Source organism: Streptomyces sp. NPDC034049 (assembly GCF_055575575.1).
Window position 1 is genome coordinate 746,720 of sequence record NZ_JBVISJ010000003.1, and the last position, 18,080, is coordinate 764,799.

Below are 18,080 nucleotides of genomic sequence, written 5' to 3' on the forward strand. Positions count from 1 at the left end.
ACGTCATGACGCAACCGCACACGAGTGCGGGGACGGGCCCCGGCGACGCGGACTTCGCGGTCTTCACCGACCGTGCGGACGCGGCCGCCGTGGCCTGCTCCTTCGCCCGCCCCGGAACACGGACCCTGGCCCACGCCTCCGGCCGGCCCTGGCTGGTCGGCCGGTGGGCCGACGAGGAGATCGTCACCGCGCGCGCCGGCCACGCGGCACTGGCCGTCGTCGGCTGCTGCCCGATCGACGCCACCGAACTGCGGCGCCACGCGGCACGGTTGCGGGATCCCGCCGAGGTCGGCGCACTGGCCCGGTCCCTCCCCGGAAGCTTCCACCTCGTCGCCGCTCTCGACGGCCGACTCAGGGTGCAGGGCACCGCGTCCGGGCTCCGGCTCGTCTTCCACGCCCAGGTGAACGGCGTGCGGGTGGCCGCCACCCGCGCCGACCTGCTCGCCCAGGCGCTCGACGCGGAGCCCGACGCGGAGCAGTTGGCGGTCCGGCTGCTGTGGCCGGTTCCGTACCCGCTGTTCGAGACCTCCCTCTGGCGCGAGGTCACCGCCGTCCCCCCGCAGGACGCGCTGCTCATCGGGGCGGACGGGCACAGCGCCCGCCACTCGCGCTGGTGGACGCCGCCGGAGCCGGTCCGCCCGCTCGCCGACGGTGCCCCGGCGGTCCGGGAGGCCCTCACCGCCGCCGTCGACGCCCGTACCCGCCGAGGCGGCGTGGTCAGCTGCGACCTGTCCGGCGGCCTGGACTCGACGTCCATCTGCTTACTGGCCGACCGCTCGGCCGCCCGCGTGGTGGCCAGCACCTGGCCCGGGCGCGATCCGGCCGACACCGACCTGCACTGGGCCGAGCAGGCGATGAGGCATCTGCCGGACGTAGAGCACATGGTGTGGGACGCCGACGCCTCGCCGCTGGTGTACGACGAACTGCTCTCCATCGACGACCTGCTGGACGAACCCACCATCGGCGTCATGGACCGCTCCCGGGTCCTGCACCATCTGCCGGGCCTCGCCGAGCGGGGCAGCAGGCTCCATCTCACCGGCATCGGCGGCGACCACGTGGCCTGGTGCTCCGAGGCGTACTACCACCGACTGGCGCGCACCCGGCCGCTGTTCGCGCTGCGGCAGCTACGCGGCTTCCGGGCCCTGTGGCAGTGGCCCCTCCGCGACACGCTCGGCGCCCTGGCCGACTCCCGCCCCTACGGCACATGGCTGGCCGACGCGGCAGGGCGCCTGCGTGACCCGGTCCCCGCCACCGTCACCACGAGCCTCGGCTGGGGAATGCCCCCGCGCCTGTTCGACTGGGTCACCCCCGACGCCGAACGGGCCGCGCGGAGGGCGCTGCGCGAGGCGGCCGCGACCGCCACACCGCTGCACCCGGACCGCGGGCTGCACGCCGACCTGGAGCAGATCCGCTCCTGCACCCGCATCATCCGCCAGTGGGACCGTATGGCCGCGAGGGCCGGGCTGCCGATGGCCTCGCCGTTCCTCGACGACCGCGTCATCGAGGCGTGCCTGGCCGTACGACCGAGCGAACGCGTGTCGCCCTGGCGGTACAAACCGCTGCTCACCGCCGCCATGCGTGACGTCGTGCCCGAGGCGTGCCTGCGGCGTACCAACAAGGCCGCCGCCTCCATGGACGCCGCCGAAGGGCTGCGCCGGCACCGGGCCGACCTGATGGCGCTGTGGGAGGACTCCCGGCTGGAGCGGCTCGGCCTGGTCGACGGGAACGCGCTGCGCCGACTCGCCGAGCGACCCTCCACCCCCGGGCTGCGCGACGCCATCCTCTACTCGACCATCGCCACCGAGGTCTGGCTGCGCGGCCTGTCCCGCGCTCGTACCCCCTGAGAACGCCACCGGAGAAAGGCAGTCGCACCATGGCATTGCGGTTCGGTCCTGATGTCTCCACCGCGGAGACCGAGTACGGCACCGTCCTGCTGGACGAGCGCGGAGGCGCCTACTGGGAGCTCAACCCCACCGCCACGCTGGTGGTCAGGACGCTCCTCGACGGCGGGGACGAGACCACGGCGGCCGACGCGCTGGTCGCGGAGTTCGACATCGACCGAGCCCGGGCGGAGCACGACGTCACGGCGCTCGTACGGGAACTGCGGGAATCGGGGCTGGCCCGATGACGACCCCCAGCTCCCTGGAGCGTCCCACCGGAGTGCCCCTCGTCCGGCGCCTGGTCGCCCGTCTCGTACTCCTGCCCGCCCTCGCGCTGTCGCTGTTGCCCCCGCGCCGTATCCGCGCCGTGCTCGAACTCCTCCGCCGCGGAGCCGCCCCGGCCCCCGCCGCGCGGGCCCGGGGGGCACGGGACGCGATGTGCGCGGTCAGCCTGCGCTGCGCCGGGCCGAAGGGCTGCCTGCCCCGGTCCCTGGGGGCCGCCCTGCTGTGCCGGCTCGGCGGGACCTGGCCGACGTGGTGCACCGGAGTGCGCGTCGTGCCTCCCTTCACCGCGCACGCCTGGATCGAGGCGGACGGCCACCCCGTGGACGAGGGCGTGCCGGACGACTACTTCACCCGGCTCATCGTCGTCCCCGCCGCGAACCGAACGGCCCGATGAGCGACAGCCCCGAGGATCACGACCACCCCGTGTCCGGGGGCAACCGCTCCACCCGTGCCGCCGTCCTCACCCTGTTCCGGCTCACCGTGGGCCACCGGGCATCCATCGCCGTCGCCGCGGCGCTCACCCTCGCGGGCTCCGCGCTGGGGCTGGCGCAGCCACTCGTCGCGAAACAGGTCGTGGACGTCAGCGGGCGCGGCCAGGTGGTGTGGACTCTGCTGCTGCTCCTCGCCGTCCTGTTCGGTGCCGAAGCGGCGACCGGTGCGGTGGGGCGCTTCGTCCTGGAGCGTACGGGCGAGGGCGTCGTACGACAGCTGCGGCACAGCCTGGTGGCACGGCTGCTCCGGCTGGAGATGCGGGAGCACGACCGGCACCGCGGCGGCGATCTGATCTCCCGGGTGACCGTCGACACCACGCTGCTCCGGGAAGTCGTCTCACAGGCACTGGTCGACCTGGTGACCGGGGCCCTCGTCGCGGCCGGCGCGATCGCCCTCATGATGTGGATCGACGCCCTGCTGCTGCTCCTGGTCGCGGCGACGGTCGGTGCCGCCGCCGTGGTGGTGGCGTCGCTGCTGAAGGGCATCCGGGCCGCCTCCGAGCGTCTGCAGTCGTCCATCGGCGCGATCGCCGCCGACCTGGAGCGCGCGCTCGGCGCCCTGCCGATGGTCCGGGTGCACCGGGCCGAGGAGCGGGAGGCCCGGCGTATCGGTGAGCGGGTCGAGGCGGCGTACGACGCGGGAGTGCGGACCGCGAAGCTCGCGTCGGTGATGAGCCCGGCGGTCGAACTCGCCGTCCAGGGGTCCTTCCTGCTCGTCCTGGTCATCGGCGGCCTGCGGGTCAGCGGTGACAGCAACTCCCTGGGCGACCTGGTCGCCTTCCTGCTGTACGCCTCCTATCTGGTCCTGCCCCTGTCCTCGGTCTTTCGCGCGGTCGGCCTGATCCAGCGCGGCATGGGGGCCTACGGACGCATCGAGCGGGCACTGGCCCTTCCGGCAGAGCCCACGGAGCCCGTGGAGGCCGTGGAGCTTCCGGTGTCGGCGGAGCCCACGGAGCCCGTGGGGCTTCCGGTACCGGCGGAGTCGGCGGTGCCGGCCGAGCGACCGTCGACGGCCGTGCGGGCGCGGGTGTCCGACCCCGCCGTGCGGGCCAGGCCGCGCGAGGAACCCGCGCTCGCACTGCGGGGCCTCACGTTCGGCTACGACCCCGACCGGCCGGTGCTGCGCGGCGTGACCTTCACCGTGCCCCGCCGGCACCAGACCGCTCTGGTCGGCCGGTCGGGAGCCGGAAAGAGCACGATCTTCGCCCTGGTGGCCAGGTTCTACGAACCGGACTCCGGGGCTCTTCTCTTCGACGGGCGGCCCGCCGCCGAGCTGACCCGCGCCGAGTGCCGGGCGCGTATCGCCGTCGTCGACCAGAACACCCATGTGGTCCACGGAACGCTGTGGGACAACATCACCTACGCCGTGCCCGACGCCACCGAGGCCGACGTGCGCCGCGTCGTCGAACTGGCCCAGCTCGACGATGTCGTACGGCGGTTGCCCGACGGCCTGTCCGGGATGCTCGGCGAGCGCGGCAACACCCTCTCGGGAGGCGAGCGCCAGCGCGTCGCCCTGGCCCGTGCCCTGCTCGCCCGGCCTCAGCTGCTCCTCCTCGACGAGCCCACCTCGCACCTCGACGCCATCAACGAGACCGCGCTCGCCACAGTGATGAGGGACGTGGCCCGGGAATGCGCCCTCCTGGTGATCGCACACCGGCTCTCCACCGTCCAGCACGCCGACCGGATCGTCGTCCTGGACGACGGCCGCATCAGCGCCTGCGGCACGCACGACGAGCTGCTCGCCGGCAGCGCCATGTACCGCGCACTGGCAGCCGGGCAGATGCTCCGCCCGGCCTCGTCCCCCGATGCCTCGTCGCCCCTCGGGTGTGCTCTGGACGGCTCGGACGGTGCGGGCGGCGGGCCGCGGACCGTCCGGCGGTGACGGCTCAAGGGCCTGGGCCGGGCGTTTTCGTTCGGATGGCGCACACGGCGACAGGATGTCACGCTATGTGATTACTCTCTCGTCCGACTGTAATGATCAGGTCCGTGGGTCGCCTCGGGATTCCCTCCCGTGCCTGGAGCTGACGCATGCCCCGCAGCCGGTTCCCTCTCGTCCTCCTCGTCATCGGCTCCGTCCTGGCGACCCTGCTGGGTGCGCAGGCCCCGGCCCCTGCGAACGGCTCGGACGGAGGACGGTCCGGCAGGGCGGTGCCCGCTCCCGTGTGGCAGGGAGAACCCGGACGGCATCCGGGCGGGCTGCTCCCGTCCGGAGAGGCCCTGCCCCACCGGCTGCCTCCTGCCTCGGGCACGGGGGACGCCTCCACGGACCGGGCGGAGCGCCCACCGCGCGGAGCGATCTACTTCGCGCCCGCCACGCCCCTGCACTGGGTCCCCGGCGACAGAGCCGAGGTGCCGGTCACGGTGACGGACACGGGCCGACGGCCCTGGCTGGCGGAGGACATGGCCCTCGGAGTGCGGTGGTACCGGCCGGACGGCTCGGAGTACGCGTACCGGCGGGGCGAGCGGCCCGCGGACCACCTGGCCGTGCTTCCCCGGGATCTGGCGCCGGGCGAGTCCGCCGAGGTGCGGGTCGACGTACGAGCCCCCGCTCTGCCCGGCTCCTCGGCGGCCCGTTCCTCGCTGCTCCTCGCCTGGGACCTGTACGACCGGCGCAGTCGAACGTGGCTGTCGGAGGCCGAGCCTCCGGCCGTCCCGGTGCGCCAGGCGCGGGAGCGGGTCGTCGTCGAGCGTCCCGTCTCCGACCGTCTGGGGTTGGAGCGGTTCTACCAGTACACGCGCGCCGAGGCCGGTGTCGGTGCCGGGATCGCCGTCAACGCGGCCGGTGGCAACGCGGCCACGAGCTGGAACCTGTTCGCCCACCCGAGTCTCGGCCCCGCCGCCTTCCTGCGGCTGACCCACAACAGCCAGGACGCCTCCGACACGGTCGCCGGCCCCGGCTGGTCGGTGTCGGCCTCCACGCTCACCCGCCTCGGGTCACCGCTGCGTTTCGCGGGGGGACCGCACGGCGTGCCGGGCTTCCCGAAGTCCGTGCACCTGATCGACGGGGACGGCACGGGGCACACGTTCCGGCTCGACCGCCACGGCAGCGCCGACTCCCGCGACTGGGACTACGCCCACCCGGCGGGCGTGCACTTCCATCTCCAGCGCACCCGTGGTGTCCCGGACCGACGCTGGGTGTTCACCCGGCCCGACCGTACCCAGTTCTTCTTCTCCGCTCAGGGGCGCCCGACCGCCGTCGTCGACCGCAACGGCAACACCCTCCGCTTCCACTACGGGGGCGGGGACGGGTTCCTGGTGGCCCCGGTACTGCGCCGGGTGACCGACGCGTCCGGGCGCCGGGTCCTGACCCTGGAGTACGGCGACGGCGGGTACGGGGGCGCGGCGGCACGGCGGCTGGTGTCCGTCACCGATGTGCACGGGCGGCGGGTGGAGTTCTCGTACGACAGGGGCGGGTTGCTGCGCGAGGTCACGGACGCCGCCGGGTCGGGCGTGGCCCGCTCGCTGTCCTTCGCCTACGACCGTTCCTCCGACGGCACGCCCCGGCTGACCGAGGTCACGGACCCGAAGGGCGGGCGCACGCGCCTCGGTTACGAGGAGAGGCGCGGGCAGGCGGGACCACGTACCGCGGCGGCGGGCGCCGGCGAGGGTCATGGCCGGGTGATGACGATCACCGACCGTCTCGGCGGCGTCACCCGCCTGGACCGAACCGCCGGGGGCCATGACGACCCGGGCGCGAAGGGGCAGGGGGGCGTGCGGGGTCATGACGACCGGCGCACAAAGGGTCGCTGGACCACCGTCACCGACGCCACCGGTGAGCGCACCTCCTTCCGCCTCGACGGCTTCGGCCGAGCCGTGGAGTCCCGTAACGCCAGGGGCGAGACGACCAGGCTGGCTTGGGACGCCGACAACAACGTCCGGCGCCTGGAGGAGCCGGGCGGGGCGGTGACGACCTGGCGCTACGACCCGCGCACCGGCTACCCGCTCGAGATCACCGGCCCGTTGGAGAACGCCAAGGACCCCGAGGACCGTGCCTCCACCGGCCTGACCTACCGCACCACGCTGCGCGGCCATGTCGCCGAGCTGGTGGAGAAGGTCTCGCCGGAGGGCCGCCGTTGGACGTTCGGCGTCGACGGGTACGGCAACGTCGTCTCGGTGACCGACCCACGGGGCAACACCGGGGAGGCCGACGGCAAGGGGGAGAGATCGGAGAGATCACGGGGGCCGCGCAGGGCGCCGTACACCTCGTACAACGTCTACGACGACCGCGGACGCCTGCTGGAGAGCACCGATCCGCGCGGCCACGCCACCCGCTTCGCGGACTACGGGCCCACCGGCCACCCGGCACGGGCGATCGACGCTCTGGGGCACCGGACGCGTTTCCGTCACGACGCCGTCGGCGCCGTGACGGCCGTCACCGACGCCAAGGGCCGCACCAGTCGCTACGAGTACGACCTGTTGGGCCGCCCGCTCGGCGCCGTGCTGCCGCGTGACCTCGGGGCCGAGGACGAGGACAAGCGCTGGATCCGCGTACCCGCGCCCGCGTACGACGCCAACGACAACGTCGTACGTGCCACCGACCCCAACGACGCGGTCACCACGGCCACTTACAACGCCGCCGACCGACTGCTCAGCGTCACCGACCCCCGTGACACCCCCGACGGCCCCGAGCGCACCACCCGTTACGCCTACGACCGCGTGGGCAACCGCGTGGCGGCGACCACTCCGCGCGGCCACCGCAGCGTCTTCCTCTACGACGAGCTGCACCGCCTGATCGAGACCACGGATCCGCTCCAGGGCCGTACGACCTATGCGTACGACCGGGCCGGCAACGTCGCCTCGGTGACCCGGCCCCGCACGAATGCCGAGGCCGAGCGGGTCACCGGTGGCCGTGCCCGGGTCCGCCCGCCCGTCCCCGACCAGCGGTTCACGTACGACCTGGCGCACCAGATCAGCGCCGTCACCGACGCCGAGGGCAACGCGGTGCGCAACGGCTACGACCGTGACGGCCATCTGATCTCCGTCACCGACCAGTGCGGGGCGACGACGAGGACGCGACTGGACGCGGTCGGCGCGCCCGTGGAGATCCGGGCCCCGCACCGCCTGGGCGACGAACGCCGCTTCGACTGCTCCTGTCCGGAGGGACAGAACTGCGAGGTGCCCGAGGAGCGGATCAAGTACCGGACGACGCGCTACGCGTACGACGAGGCCGGCAACCGGACGAAGATCTTCACGCCCCGCTCGGTCGCGGAGAACGACGAGAACCTGGCGCAGGAGACGGTCTACGACGCCCTGAACCGGGTCTCCGAGCAGATCCTGCCGCACGACCCGAAGGACCCCGATCTCAGGGAGCGGCAGCGCGTCACGCACGTCTACGACGAGGTGGGGCAGCTCACCGAGGTGCACACGCCACCCTCCGGCAAGTCCACCGACCGGAGCGTGACCCGCCACACCTACTTCGACGACGGCCTGCTCCGCCGCAGCACCGACCCCTGGCAGATCCGTACCGACTACGCCTACGACGCGGTGGGCAACCAGCTCAGCCGCACCCTCACCGGTGACGGGGGCGGCGCGAACCGCACGATGAGCTGGGAGTACTACCCGGACGGCAAGCTGAGGCGGCACCGCGACTCCGGCACCCCGGCGAGCCGCGAGACCGTGCTCACCGACAATTCCGACGCGGGCCGCACGACCCCCACCGGCCGGTGGACGCTGGAGAAGGCCGACCCCGACCAGAACCCGGACGTCTTCGGCACGAACTACCACTCACACCCCGCCGAGGACCGCGCCGCCACCTTCGCCTGGAATCTCGCGGTTCCGAGCGACGGAACGTACCGGGTGCTGGCCCGCTGGCCCCACCACGACCGGGACGGCAAGCGGGGTGGCCGCGGGGAGTTCGCGATCCCGCACGAGGACGGCCGGGCGACGACCGTCGCCGTGGACCAGAGCACTGCCTCCGGTGGTGCGGAGGGCGGGGGCGGGTGGCGGGAACTGGGCCGGTTCACGTTCAAGGCCGGCGAGGAGTACGCGGTCACGCTGTCGGGCGCGGAGGAGACCGCGGGGCGGCTGGTGCTCGCCGACGCGGTGGAGCTGGTCAGGACGGAGACGGAGCCCGGGGCGAAGCGTGACGCCGCGGACGACGAAGTGCGTGAGTACCACTACGGCTACGACCCCGACGGCCTGGTCACCCGTATCGCCGAGGGGCCGCGGCCGGAGCCGTCCCGCACGTGGACCGTCACCAACGACCCGTTGGGCCGCCCGTCCACGGTGGAGGAACGGGCGCGGGGCGACGAGACCCCACGCACCGCCCAGTTCACCTACGACCCGGACGGCAACCTCACCGACCACCGGGTGACGGCGGCGGGCCGCGACCCGGAGACCTCCCACTACACCTACAACACCCTCGGCCTGCTCTCGGAGGCGCTGACCAAGGGCCCCTCCACGGACGGCGACGAGAAGAGGACGACGTTCACGTGGTGGCCCACCGGCCGCATCAACCGCCAGACCAAGGACAACGGCAACACCGTCGACCACTGGCACTACCTCGACGGCGCGTTGGCGGTGCAGGAGGAGAAGAAGGAGGGCGGCGGCGGGGCGCTGGTCTCCCGCCACGAGATCGACTACGACCCCGACGGCAACCGCACCCGCGACGCCTCGCTGAAGATGGACGCCGACGACCACGGGCGCACGCTGGACACGGTGGCGACGTACACGTACGACGCGCGCAACCGCAGCACCGAGGTCAAGAAGGTGGACGGGAACGGTGGCCCGGACCGCACCGAGACCTACCGCTACGACCAGAACAACAACGTCGTCGAGCAGGAGGTCGGTGGGGTCAAGTCCGTCTTCGACTTCGACCGGGACAGACTCCTGTCGTCGACCGCCGGGGGTGTCGCATCCTCCTACCTGTACGACGTGTACGGCCGCCTCTCCCAGGTCACGACCGGCGGCAAGCCCGCCGGGAAGAACGTCTACGACGGCTTCGACCGCCTGGTCGAACACCGCACGCCGAAGGCGCGAGGTGGCCCGACCTCCTTCATCACCCGTCACACCTACGACGCCTTCGACCGCCGTACGAGCACGACGACGGACGTGGGCGGCGGCGACAAGGAACGGACGACCGACTTCCACTACTTGGGTCTGGGCGAGCAGCTCCTCACGGAGGAGAAGGACGGCAAGCTCAGCAGGACGTACCAGTACGGCCCGGCGGGCGAACGCCTCTCCCAGGTCACCTTCGACACGGAGGGCACGAAGGACCCCGACACGGTCTTCTTCGGCCATGGCCCCCACAACGACGTCGAACACGTCACGGACGACAGCGGCGACACGAAGGCGACGTACGGGTACACGGCGTACGGGCAGGCGGACGAGAAGTCCTTCACAGGCATCGACAAGCCTTCGTCGTCGGCCGACCCCACCTCCGAGCCCTTCAACTTCTACCGCTTCAACTCCCGCCGCTGGGACGGTGGTTCGGGCACGTACGACATGGGTTTCCGGGACTACAACCCGGGCCTGAACCAGTTCCTGTCCCGCGACATGTACAACGGCGCCCTGTCCGACCTGAACCTCTCCACGGACCCCTGGACCCAGAATCGCTACGGCTTCGCCGGCGGCAACCCGATCAGCAACGTGGAGCTGGACGGCCACCTGTTCGGCATGTCGTGGAGCGAGCTCGCGCACACGGTGCTGGACGTGGTGGGGATGGTCCCGGTGGTGGGCGAGATCGCCGACGTCGCCAACGGGGTGCTGTACCTGGCGGAGGGCAACTACGTCGAGGCGGGGCTGTCGTTGGCGTCCGCGATCCCGGTGGTGGGGAACGCGATCGGGGCGGCGAAGCTCGCGCGAAAGGCGGGCAAGCTCGCGGACGAGGCGGTGGACGCGGGGCAGGCGCTGAACAAGGGGGGTAAGGCGGACAACGCCGGGGGTGCGGGCACCTCCGGGACCCCTGCGCAGACACGGACGCCGGAGGGGGAAGCTCGCGGGCCGTCCCAGGCAGCGGAGGGCGCCTCCTGCCCCCTCCGGTCCAGCTTCGTCCCCGGCACGCGCGTGCTCATGGCTGACGGCGCCACCAAGCCCATCGAGGACGTGCGCAAGGGCGACCGGGTCATGGCCGCCCAGCCGGGTGACGAGAAGCCACGGGCCCGCGAGGTGACCGCCACGATCACGAGCGCGGGGAAGAAGGAGCTGGTCCGGGTGACGGTCGACCCCGACGGGGCCAAGGGCGACCGGACCGACACGCTGACTGCCACGGAGAACCATCCGTTCTGGGTGCGGAACACCGGCCGGTGGACCAAGGCCGTCGACCTCGCTGTAGGGCAGTGGTTGCGGACGGCGGCGGGTACGCACGTCCAGATCGAGGCGGTCGAAAGCAGCAAGCGAACCACCAGGGTTCACAACCTCACCGTCAGTGACTCGCATACGTACTATGTACTCGCTGGGCAGACGCCGGTTCTAGTTCATAACAGCGGAGGATGCCTTCCCGCTCTCCGGGACTGGAGCAGTCAGCGGTTCCAGTTCGGGAATCAGTCCTTCTTGCTCGATAAGAAGGGAATGGAGCACATCCTCACTCGCCATCACCCGAATTATTGGGATGGCTCGGTGAAGAAAACGCAATCCTCCTTCGATTCGAGCATGAGCATTGATGACGTCCAAGGCGCTATCGGTCAAGTTATGCGGCAGAACCGCGATACGCTGGTTCAGCGAGGCAGTCAGGGCATGTATCAGATTCGAGGGAACGTCAACGGCGTCGATTACGTACTCGGCATGAATAGAGGTCGAGTGGGCCAGTTCTATCCGGAATCCCCATAACTGAAGGACCTGTGGCGTGGTTGAGATCGAGACGTTCCTGAAGGTTGCGGACGGTGGGTTCGTTCAGGTGGAAGCCTGCCGTACCCCGCCGCCCGACCTTGACTACATTGAAGGTGCCATTCGGCTTTCGGTTGATGGACTGGAAATCATCGGTACTGAAGAGTGGGACTATGTTGACCAGCTCTGGTGTTATATCGCCGAGATGGTGACGAAAGTGCAGTCGTCGGGTTACGCGGAGACGTATTTCCCGGATCAGCCGATCAAGCTCTCATTTCGGGTCGCAGGATCTCGCGTGTTGGTGGCCGCCAAGATTGGCGAGGAAATTAAGACGGGGAATGCTTCATTCGTGGATTTCCTGAAGGCTGTCAAAGCCGCCGGGGTGATCTTCTTCAGGAAGATATCCGAGCTTGCCCCGGCTAACTCGTATGCCGAGGCGCAGCGGGAACTGTCAGTTTGATCAAGCCAGAGGCCCCGCCGGAAATTCTTGAATCCGGCGGTGCCTCTGGGGCTCTTGACGGCAGTAGTTGACGGCAACGTCAGCGGACGGGCGCGACGCAAAGAGGTGGTTCGTCACCGTCGTTCGCGTGCGTCACTCCGGGCTCACCGGGGCGGTGGCCGGCCCTGCCTTCGGCAGGGAGCGATGCTCTCGGCGGACCCGTCCCCACCCAACCTCCGCGCTGCCGCACTGGCGGGGGCGCACCGCCGAGCAGGGAGCGCTCCTGTGTAAGCCGACGACGCCGGGGCGGGCAGATGGACGGCTGTTCGGGTGGCGGTACGGTCGGGTGAAAGCCCGGTGCCCCCGACAGGTCCGGCCCGTATGCTGAGCTCTGTCAGCCCGCATGCCCCGGTGGAGGTCCCGATGAGCACACCCGACGCGGACCACCCCGCCAGCCCGCCGATCAGGCCCCGCCTGTCGATCGAGGAACTGCTAGCGGCCAAGAACACCCAGCCGATCCGCTCCCTGGACGACCTTGCCGCCGACACTTTCGAGTCGGATGAGGAGCTGGAGGAGTTCCTGGCCTTCACGTACGCCGAGCGTCACCGCGACGTGGCCTGAGCCGCCACTGTGCAACCCGTCATCCTCGACACCGACGTTGCCTCGCTGACCCACAAGCGCAAGCTCACCGGTCCGCTGGCCACCCGCCTGATCGGCCGGAAGCCACTGGTCACCTTCGTCACCTTCGGCGAGCTGACCAAGTGGACCGAGATCCGGCACTGGGGCTCCCGAAGCCGCCAGGAACTGGCCGACTGGCTCTCCGGCATCCCGATCCTTCCCGGCGACGAACCCGTCGCGGCGATGTGGGGCCGACTGTCGGCCGCTGGCATCCAGAGCGGACGCCCCCGACCGATCAACGACATGTGGATCGCCGCGTGCTGCCTCACCTATGACCTGCCGCTGGCCACGCTCAACCTCAAGGACTACGAGGACTTCAGGACCCACCACGGCCTGCGCATCCTCGGCACCGAGTAGCCCGCCAGTGCGATGTCGGCAGCCGCCAGACAGGCGCAGTGGTCCAGTTCTCTGACGGCAGTGGTGACGGCGACAACCATGGACATCAGCGCACAAGCACAGCCCCCGACGCACCGTTAACCCCTCTGAGCTGCGAAAACGCAGGCAGAGAGGGTCGCCTAGCACACGTACCATGTGCTGGCCGGACAGACTCCGGAACGCGGCCGTCTTCCTCCACGAGACGTACCCGCGGCTGAACGAACTCCTCATCGAACGCGCTACCGAAGGCTGCACCGTCCGCATCGCTGTCGCGGACCCCAATCGGCCAGCGCCTGGGCCGGGATGCGGCGGGCGCGGCCGAGGGTGATCGAGGCACGTAAGCCATTCGCCTCAGTGCACATGCGCCTGTAACCGGGGTTGTGGTTCCGTCCCGGTAGGGGGCCTCGGCTGCGGTCCTCCCCGGCGCGGAGGGTGTGGCGCCCCCGAGAGCGGCGCAGGCAGCCGGAGCCACGTCGACTATCCGCCGTCGAGAGGTCTGTCATGCCGAGGAGACGAACCGCCGCCGCCGTGCTGGCCTGTGCTGCACTTCTGGTGAGCGTCCTGGGCGGATCAGCCGTGGGCCAGGCGCAGGGCGGGGGTACTCATGGCGCGTTGCCCCTGCCCGGGTATGGGGCCGCTGTCGTCGACCAACTGCACCGGCAGATCTTCGTCAGCGGCGGTGTCGGCGGGCAGAGTGTGGCCGTCGTGGGGCTTCCGGGACGGGAGCGGGTGACGCCAACCGCGGGCAGGGACGTACGGCTGATCGACGGTCAGCAAGGCGCCCACGGCATGGTGCTGAGCCAGGACGGCAAGTCCCTGTACGTCGCTCTCGCCGCAGGAGACGCCATCTCCGTGATCGACACCGAGACGTTGAAGGAGACTGCCCGGTACCGTGCCCGGGGCGACGGGAATCACCTCTGCCCGACCCACCTGGCCCGCACCGGCACCGTCCTGTGGATCAGCTACGGCTGTGAGGCGTGGGAGGGCGGTATCGCGCGGCTCGACACCGCCGCCGAGAAGCCCGAGATGGAACTCGACCAGCAGGGCGCCACCATCCGCTTCGAACGGGCCCCCGCACTCGCCGCGCCCGCCGGAGACAGCGCGACCACCAGGGCCATCGGCCAGACACTCGTGGCGAGTCAGCCGCACCTCAGCCCCGTCCGCCTGCTCGCCTACACCGTCGGCGCCGACGGCAAGCTGACCCTCGACGCCGACGAGCGGCGCGGCGGCAGCAACCTCAACGACCTGGCGCTCACCCCCGATGGCTCGCGGCTCCTTACCGCGGCCGGGTCAGAAGACCGCGTCCAGGGCTTCACCGCACGCAAAGGCGAGGGGCTGGGGGACAAGGGCGCCTGGTTCACGCAGCAGGCCCCCGTCGCCGTGGCGCCGTTCCCGGACGGAACCCTGATCGCGACGGGCGTACGGTCCGCCGGCCCGAAGGGGAAGCAGGTCAATGTCTACCCCCTCGACGGCACCGAGCCCGCATGGTCCGCAGCACTCCCGCGCCACGAACGTCTGGCCGACCGAGGCCTGGTCTGGCTCCCCGACGGCTCCGCCCTGGCCGCCGTCACGACCCGCGACGACGATCCGGCCCCGCGGCTGAACATCCTGAAGCCGTCTGCCCCCGGCGATTGGCCGACCGACTGGTCGCTGTCGGATTCGGAGTGGTGACGGACGAGTCGTCTACGCCGCGAGTCGCACGGAGGTTGTGACGGGATCGCTAGTCAGCGGTCCCGTTCGTCTCCGAGCCGTCCGTGGTGGACTCGGGCATCTCGATGATGAACGTTCCCTTCGCGGGCACGGTGTCGGCGATGCCTCGCTCCCGCAGCTCCCGGATCGCGCGTCGGAGGGTGTTGATTCCGACGCCGTAGTGGGCTGCGAGATCGGGCTCCGAGGCCAGACGCGCGCCTACCGGCAGGCTTCCCGCGCGAATCCGGTCGGCGATGTGCTCAGCGATCTGTACGTACACATAGATCCGGGATGCGGGATCGGGACGCCACTCCTGGTCTTCAGCCATGACGGCACGTTAGTCGGTCAGGAGTGATCATAGTTGGGCAGTGAGGGTCATGACTCTCCCTACCGAGTCATACCGCTACCTGACTCGTCATGATGGGCTTACAGTCGAGACAACAGAAGACCCCGGCGAGGCGGCAACCTCCCGGGGCACGGCCAACGCTGCTTAGGAGCGTCGACATGACCGACCTTATCCCCCGCGCCCTCCAATGGCTGCGCCTTCTCTTCTCCCCGGGCACCGGCAAACGGCGCCTCACCCGCCACCGCCCCTACCTCTGCCTGCACGTCACCGCCGTACGGCACCCGGCCCCCGCGCCGACGTCCTCCGGACTTCCCCGTCACCGTTCCCCGTACGGCCTCCACGCCCCGATCGACGGCTCCACGTCCGCCCTGGTCCGCCCTTACCTCGCCGCACACGAGGACGAGGCCGCCCTCCAGCAGCGCCGCCGGCTCGCGCTCGTCCTCGCCGCGGACTTCGGGATCGACCTCGATCAACACCTGGTCGGTCTGCGGGAGGTGGCCGTCTGATGGAACACGTCAACGGCACACCCGTACCCGTGCCCGGCCGCGCGCCCACACTCCGGCTCCTGCCCTGGCCGTCGCCCGAGGGCAAGCCCTGCTATCTGGTGACCGACCACAACGGCGGCCCCCTCTCCCGCCTCGCCGACGAACTGGAGACCACCCAACTCGCCACCGGCACCGACGTACTCGACCTCGCCCGTGCTGTGCTGGACGACCCGGCCTCGCCGTACACCGAGGTCCGCTATGCGGGCATCCGTCTCGCCGAGTGCCTGACGGACGCCCTGCGCGTCGCCGAGTCCCGGGGCTTGCGCCTGCCCGTACCGGACACCGACGACGTCGAAGTCACCGAAGAGAACGGACGCGGGATGCAGGCGTAGCCCCGCGCGCTCTGTCTCCCGTTCCGGTCGGCCGGTACCGCGCCGACCGGAACGGGAGACAGAAGCGAACAACTACACCTCTCGTCGCCCTGACCCTGACCCTGACCCTGGCGTCGGCGTCGGCGTAAGCCTCGCCGTAGTCACGTACGACACCACCACCGCCACGATCACCAGCGGCATGACGGTGACCCCCTGGGCCCCGATCAGCAGGGTGGCCAACAGGACGGAGACCAGCGGGAGTCGCAGCATCGCGGCGCTCATCGCCCCGATGCCCATCGCGAACCCCGCGACCAGGCTCAGCCCCGGCAGATGGGAGCAGAGGATGCCGCCCGCCGCCCCCACGAACATCGCGGGGAAGATCGGGCCTCCCCTGAAGGCGCTGAGCGAGGCGCAGTAGGCGAGGCCCTTGCAGAGCACCAGCAGCACCAGCGCTCCCACCGAGTACGCGGCGCTGTGGGTGAGGAAGGGGTCCAGCGCCGTCTGCCCCGAATACAGCACATCGGTCGCCGGTTTGCCGCTGCCTTCCGCGTAGGCGATCGCCAGCCCCGCCACGACCAGGCCGATGACGACCGTGGCCGGAACCCGCCGCCGTTCGACGTGCGCCTTGAGCCGGACGGCGAGCCATCGGATCCCCGTGGCCACCAGCGCGGCCGACAGCCCGATGACCAGGGCCCAGCCGAACTCCGCAGCCGTCGGGCGGGTGGCCTCGGGCACGTCGTGCAGGGTGAGCGAGTAGGTGCCGAGGCCGGTCCAGGAACCCAGCCCGACGAAGATGAGCGCGCCGACGCCGGCGGCCAGCAGGCCGGGCACCAGCACCATCGTCATCATCGCCCCGCCCAGTCCGGAGGCCTCCATCAGGAGGAACGCCCCCAGCAGCGGCGACCCCAGCAGCGAACTGACGGCCGCGAAACTCCCGGCCGCGCCCAGCACCGCGGTCATCTGCTGCGGGGGATCGCGTCTGACCAGCCGTACGGCACCGGCGGCGAGCCCGCTGCCGAGCGCCAGGAGGGGGGCCTCGGGCCCGAGGACGGCGGCGAAGCAGAGCGTCGCCAGGGCGGCGAGGAAGATGCCGGGCAGCTCGACGGGTGGGGGCGCACCGGTCGGCTGGAACCCGGCGCTCGGTTCATGCCCGCCGTGCCCCGGCAGGTACCGGACCGTCAGCCCCACCAGCAGTCCGCCGACGGCGAGCAACGGCAGCGGCCACCAGGCCGGCGTTCCGTCGAACCCCAGCGCTTCGGGCAGGTCCGAGTAGATCAAGGGCTGGGCCTCGCCGACCAGCGCGAGAAACCCGAACGCCGCCGCCGACACGGGTACGCCGATCAGCGCGGCCATCGCCAGAAGCGCCAGGTACGCGCGACTCCGGAGAAGCGCCACCGGATCCGCCGGCGACACGGCCCCGGACCCGGTCGTGTCGACCGGCACGCGCTCCTCCTCCTCGCATCGCCCCCTCGCGCTGCCCTCCGGCACCGCCGCTGGTGCGAGCGGCACGGCTCCGAGCCTGGCACGCCGTACGCCCACCGGCATTCCGCTGACGGTCGCCGTCACGCTCAGGTGTGAACAACGCCGACTGTCTGGTGGCTGGAATTGGTCATCCGGCCGTCCATCCAGGGCCGCCTGGGGCAGCCCGGGGCCAAGGGCTGTTCCGCTTGATGGTTTCTTCTGGGGCGAACGACCCGTCCACGCGTCGCTTTTCAGTCACTCCTTGGGATTTGTGCAACATATACAGTTCGTTGCCTGGTTGGGGCGACATGTCTGTATGTGTGCGCCGTGAACGCGGGGAGGGGCGGATGAAGAGGATCCTGCTGACGGCGGGGCTCGTCGGGATTCTGGTGGTGGGGTCGGCCGTGCCGACCGTGGCCATCTCGGACGCGGGGTCGACGCCGTTGCCCGGCACGGGGGCCAGGGTCGAGGTCAGTGCGTGGCAGTGCAACGCCTATGCCGACAAGTGCTCCTTCAAGACGTCGACGAAGACCATGAGGGGCGGGACCCGATACCGGGTCAGCAAGATCAGCAACACGGCGACGGTGAAGGCCAACGGTTGGCAGGCGACCCTCGCATTGAGCCCGAGCGGCACGCCGGTGAGTGAGAACACCCGGCAGGTCAGCTGGACGAACAAGAACACCTGGATCGCCGACGTCAGCGGTATCGCCGATCCGGGAGGCTCGCTCAACACGAGTATCACCACCTGTTCGGACGGTGGTGCCTTCAACTCCGGCGTCAAGGCGTTCGCCTCGGCCTGCGCCAACGACTGAACCGG

Annotated in this window: 14 protein-coding genes and 1 pseudogene; 13 read left to right on the forward strand and 2 right to left on the reverse strand. The window is 70.9% G+C overall.

Going from position 1 to position 18,080, the window contains the following annotated elements; translation table 11 throughout:
• Positions 1–5 precede the first annotated feature (5 nt).
• The 10 genes and pseudogenes from ACZ52C_RS13050 (at position 6) to ACZ52C_RS13095 (ending at position 14,582) form a co-directional block, all read left to right on the forward strand.
• Positions 6–1,844: a lasso peptide isopeptide bond-forming cyclase gene (locus ACZ52C_RS13050; protein ID WP_469074744.1), complete on the forward strand. Its 1,839-nt coding sequence runs from the start codon at positions 6–8 to the stop codon at positions 1,842–1,844.
• Between the two features lie 29 nt (positions 1,845–1,873).
• Positions 1,874–2,128, forward strand: coding sequence for a lasso peptide biosynthesis PqqD family chaperone (locus ACZ52C_RS13055; RefSeq protein WP_469074745.1), 255 nt, complete (start codon positions 1,874–1,876; stop codon positions 2,126–2,128).
• Positions 2,125–2,559, forward strand: a complete 435-nt coding sequence (locus tag ACZ52C_RS13060; protein WP_086802254.1) for a lasso peptide biosynthesis B2 protein — start codon at positions 2,125–2,127, stop codon at positions 2,557–2,559. Before ACZ52C_RS13055 ends, ACZ52C_RS13060 begins: the two co-directional genes overlap by 4 nt.
• A complete protein-coding gene (locus ACZ52C_RS13065; protein WP_469074746.1) occupies positions 2,556–4,538 on the forward strand; it encodes an ABC transporter transmembrane domain-containing protein in 1,983 nt (660 codons plus the stop codon). Before ACZ52C_RS13060 ends, ACZ52C_RS13065 begins: the two co-directional genes overlap by 4 nt.
• Before the next feature lie 146 nt (positions 4,539–4,684).
• Positions 4,685–11,422, forward strand: a complete 6,738-nt coding sequence (locus tag ACZ52C_RS13070) for a golvesin C-terminal-like domain-containing protein (protein ID WP_469074747.1) — start codon at positions 4,685–4,687, stop codon at positions 11,420–11,422.
• 16 nt (positions 11,423–11,438) lie between these two features.
• The gene (locus ACZ52C_RS13075; RefSeq protein ID WP_469074748.1) at positions 11,439–11,879 is read left to right on the forward strand and encodes a hypothetical protein; all 441 of its coding nucleotides are present in this window, start codon (positions 11,439–11,441) and stop codon (positions 11,877–11,879) included.
• Positions 11,880–12,281: 402 nt separating this feature from the next.
• On the forward strand, positions 12,282–12,479 hold the full coding sequence (locus ACZ52C_RS13080) for a hypothetical protein (RefSeq protein WP_469074749.1): 198 nt from the start codon (positions 12,282–12,284) through the stop codon (positions 12,477–12,479).
• A gap of 9 nt (positions 12,480–12,488) precedes the next feature.
• Complete coding sequence (locus ACZ52C_RS13085) at positions 12,489–12,893, forward strand: PIN domain-containing protein (protein WP_469074750.1); 405 nt, start codon at positions 12,489–12,491, stop codon at positions 12,891–12,893.
• 190 nt (positions 12,894–13,083) lie between these two features.
• Positions 13,084–13,194 (forward strand): annotated as a pseudogene (locus ACZ52C_RS13090) (XRE family transcriptional regulator); the annotation flags it as partial.
• A gap of 218 nt (positions 13,195–13,412) precedes the next feature.
• Complete coding sequence (locus ACZ52C_RS13095) at positions 13,413–14,582, forward strand: YncE family protein (RefSeq protein WP_469074751.1); 1,170 nt, start codon at positions 13,413–13,415, stop codon at positions 14,580–14,582.
• A 49-nt stretch (positions 14,583–14,631) separates the two neighbouring features.
• Here the strand turns inward: ACZ52C_RS13095 and ACZ52C_RS13100 are convergent, their stop codons facing one another.
• Positions 14,632–14,928, reverse strand: a complete 297-nt coding sequence (locus ACZ52C_RS13100; RefSeq protein WP_469074752.1) for a winged helix-turn-helix domain-containing protein — start codon at positions 14,926–14,928, stop codon at positions 14,632–14,634.
• 176 nt (positions 14,929–15,104) lie between these two features.
• Between ACZ52C_RS13100 and ACZ52C_RS13105 the strand changes: the two genes are divergently transcribed.
• Positions 15,105–15,452 (forward strand): hypothetical protein, encoded by a 348-nt coding sequence (locus ACZ52C_RS13105; protein WP_469074753.1) that lies wholly within the window; start codon positions 15,105–15,107, stop codon positions 15,450–15,452.
• A complete protein-coding gene (locus ACZ52C_RS13110) occupies positions 15,452–15,823 on the forward strand; it encodes a hypothetical protein (protein WP_469074754.1) in 372 nt (123 codons plus the stop codon). Before ACZ52C_RS13105 ends, ACZ52C_RS13110 begins: the two co-directional genes overlap by 1 nt.
• Before the next feature lie 72 nt (positions 15,824–15,895).
• Here the strand turns inward: ACZ52C_RS13110 and ACZ52C_RS13115 are convergent, their stop codons facing one another.
• Complete coding sequence (locus ACZ52C_RS13115; protein ID WP_469074755.1) at positions 15,896–17,245, reverse strand: chloride channel protein; 1,350 nt, start codon at positions 17,243–17,245, stop codon at positions 15,896–15,898.
• Between the two features lie 365 nt (positions 17,246–17,610).
• Here ACZ52C_RS13115 and ACZ52C_RS13120 point away from each other — a divergent pair, with 365 nt between their 5' ends.
• Complete coding sequence (locus ACZ52C_RS13120) at positions 17,611–18,075, forward strand: hypothetical protein (protein ID WP_469074756.1); 465 nt, start codon at positions 17,611–17,613, stop codon at positions 18,073–18,075.
• The last annotated feature ends 5 nt before the right edge of the window (positions 18,076–18,080 follow it).

Excerpts from the sequence above, each read along its gene's own strand:
- ACZ52C_RS13080 (WP_469074749.1), top strand. The coding sequence starts at position 12,282 with ATGAGCACACCCGACGCGGACCACCCCGCCAGCCCGCCGATCAGGCCC.
- ACZ52C_RS13110 (WP_469074754.1), top strand. The coding sequence starts at position 15,452 with ATGGAACACGTCAACGGCACACCCGTACCCGTGCCCGGCCGCGCGCCC.
- ACZ52C_RS13105 (WP_469074753.1), top strand. The coding sequence starts at position 15,105 with ATGACCGACCTTATCCCCCGCGCCCTCCAATGGCTGCGCCTTCTCTTC.
- ACZ52C_RS13100 (WP_469074752.1), bottom strand. The coding sequence starts at position 14,928 with ATGGCTGAAGACCAGGAGTGGCGTCCCGATCCCGCATCCCGGATCTAT.
- ACZ52C_RS13055 (WP_469074745.1), top strand. The coding sequence starts at position 1,874 with ATGGCATTGCGGTTCGGTCCTGATGTCTCCACCGCGGAGACCGAGTAC.
- ACZ52C_RS13060 (WP_086802254.1), top strand. The coding sequence starts at position 2,125 with ATGACGACCCCCAGCTCCCTGGAGCGTCCCACCGGAGTGCCCCTCGTC.
- ACZ52C_RS13095 (WP_469074751.1), top strand. The coding sequence starts at position 13,413 with ATGCCGAGGAGACGAACCGCCGCCGCCGTGCTGGCCTGTGCTGCACTT.
- ACZ52C_RS13050 (WP_469074744.1), top strand. The coding sequence starts at position 6 with ATGACGCAACCGCACACGAGTGCGGGGACGGGCCCCGGCGACGCGGAC.
- ACZ52C_RS13070 (WP_469074747.1), top strand. The coding sequence starts at position 4,685 with ATGCCCCGCAGCCGGTTCCCTCTCGTCCTCCTCGTCATCGGCTCCGTC.
- ACZ52C_RS13065 (WP_469074746.1), top strand. The coding sequence starts at position 2,556 with ATGAGCGACAGCCCCGAGGATCACGACCACCCCGTGTCCGGGGGCAAC.
- ACZ52C_RS13120 (WP_469074756.1), top strand. The coding sequence starts at position 17,611 with ATGAAGAGGATCCTGCTGACGGCGGGGCTCGTCGGGATTCTGGTGGTG.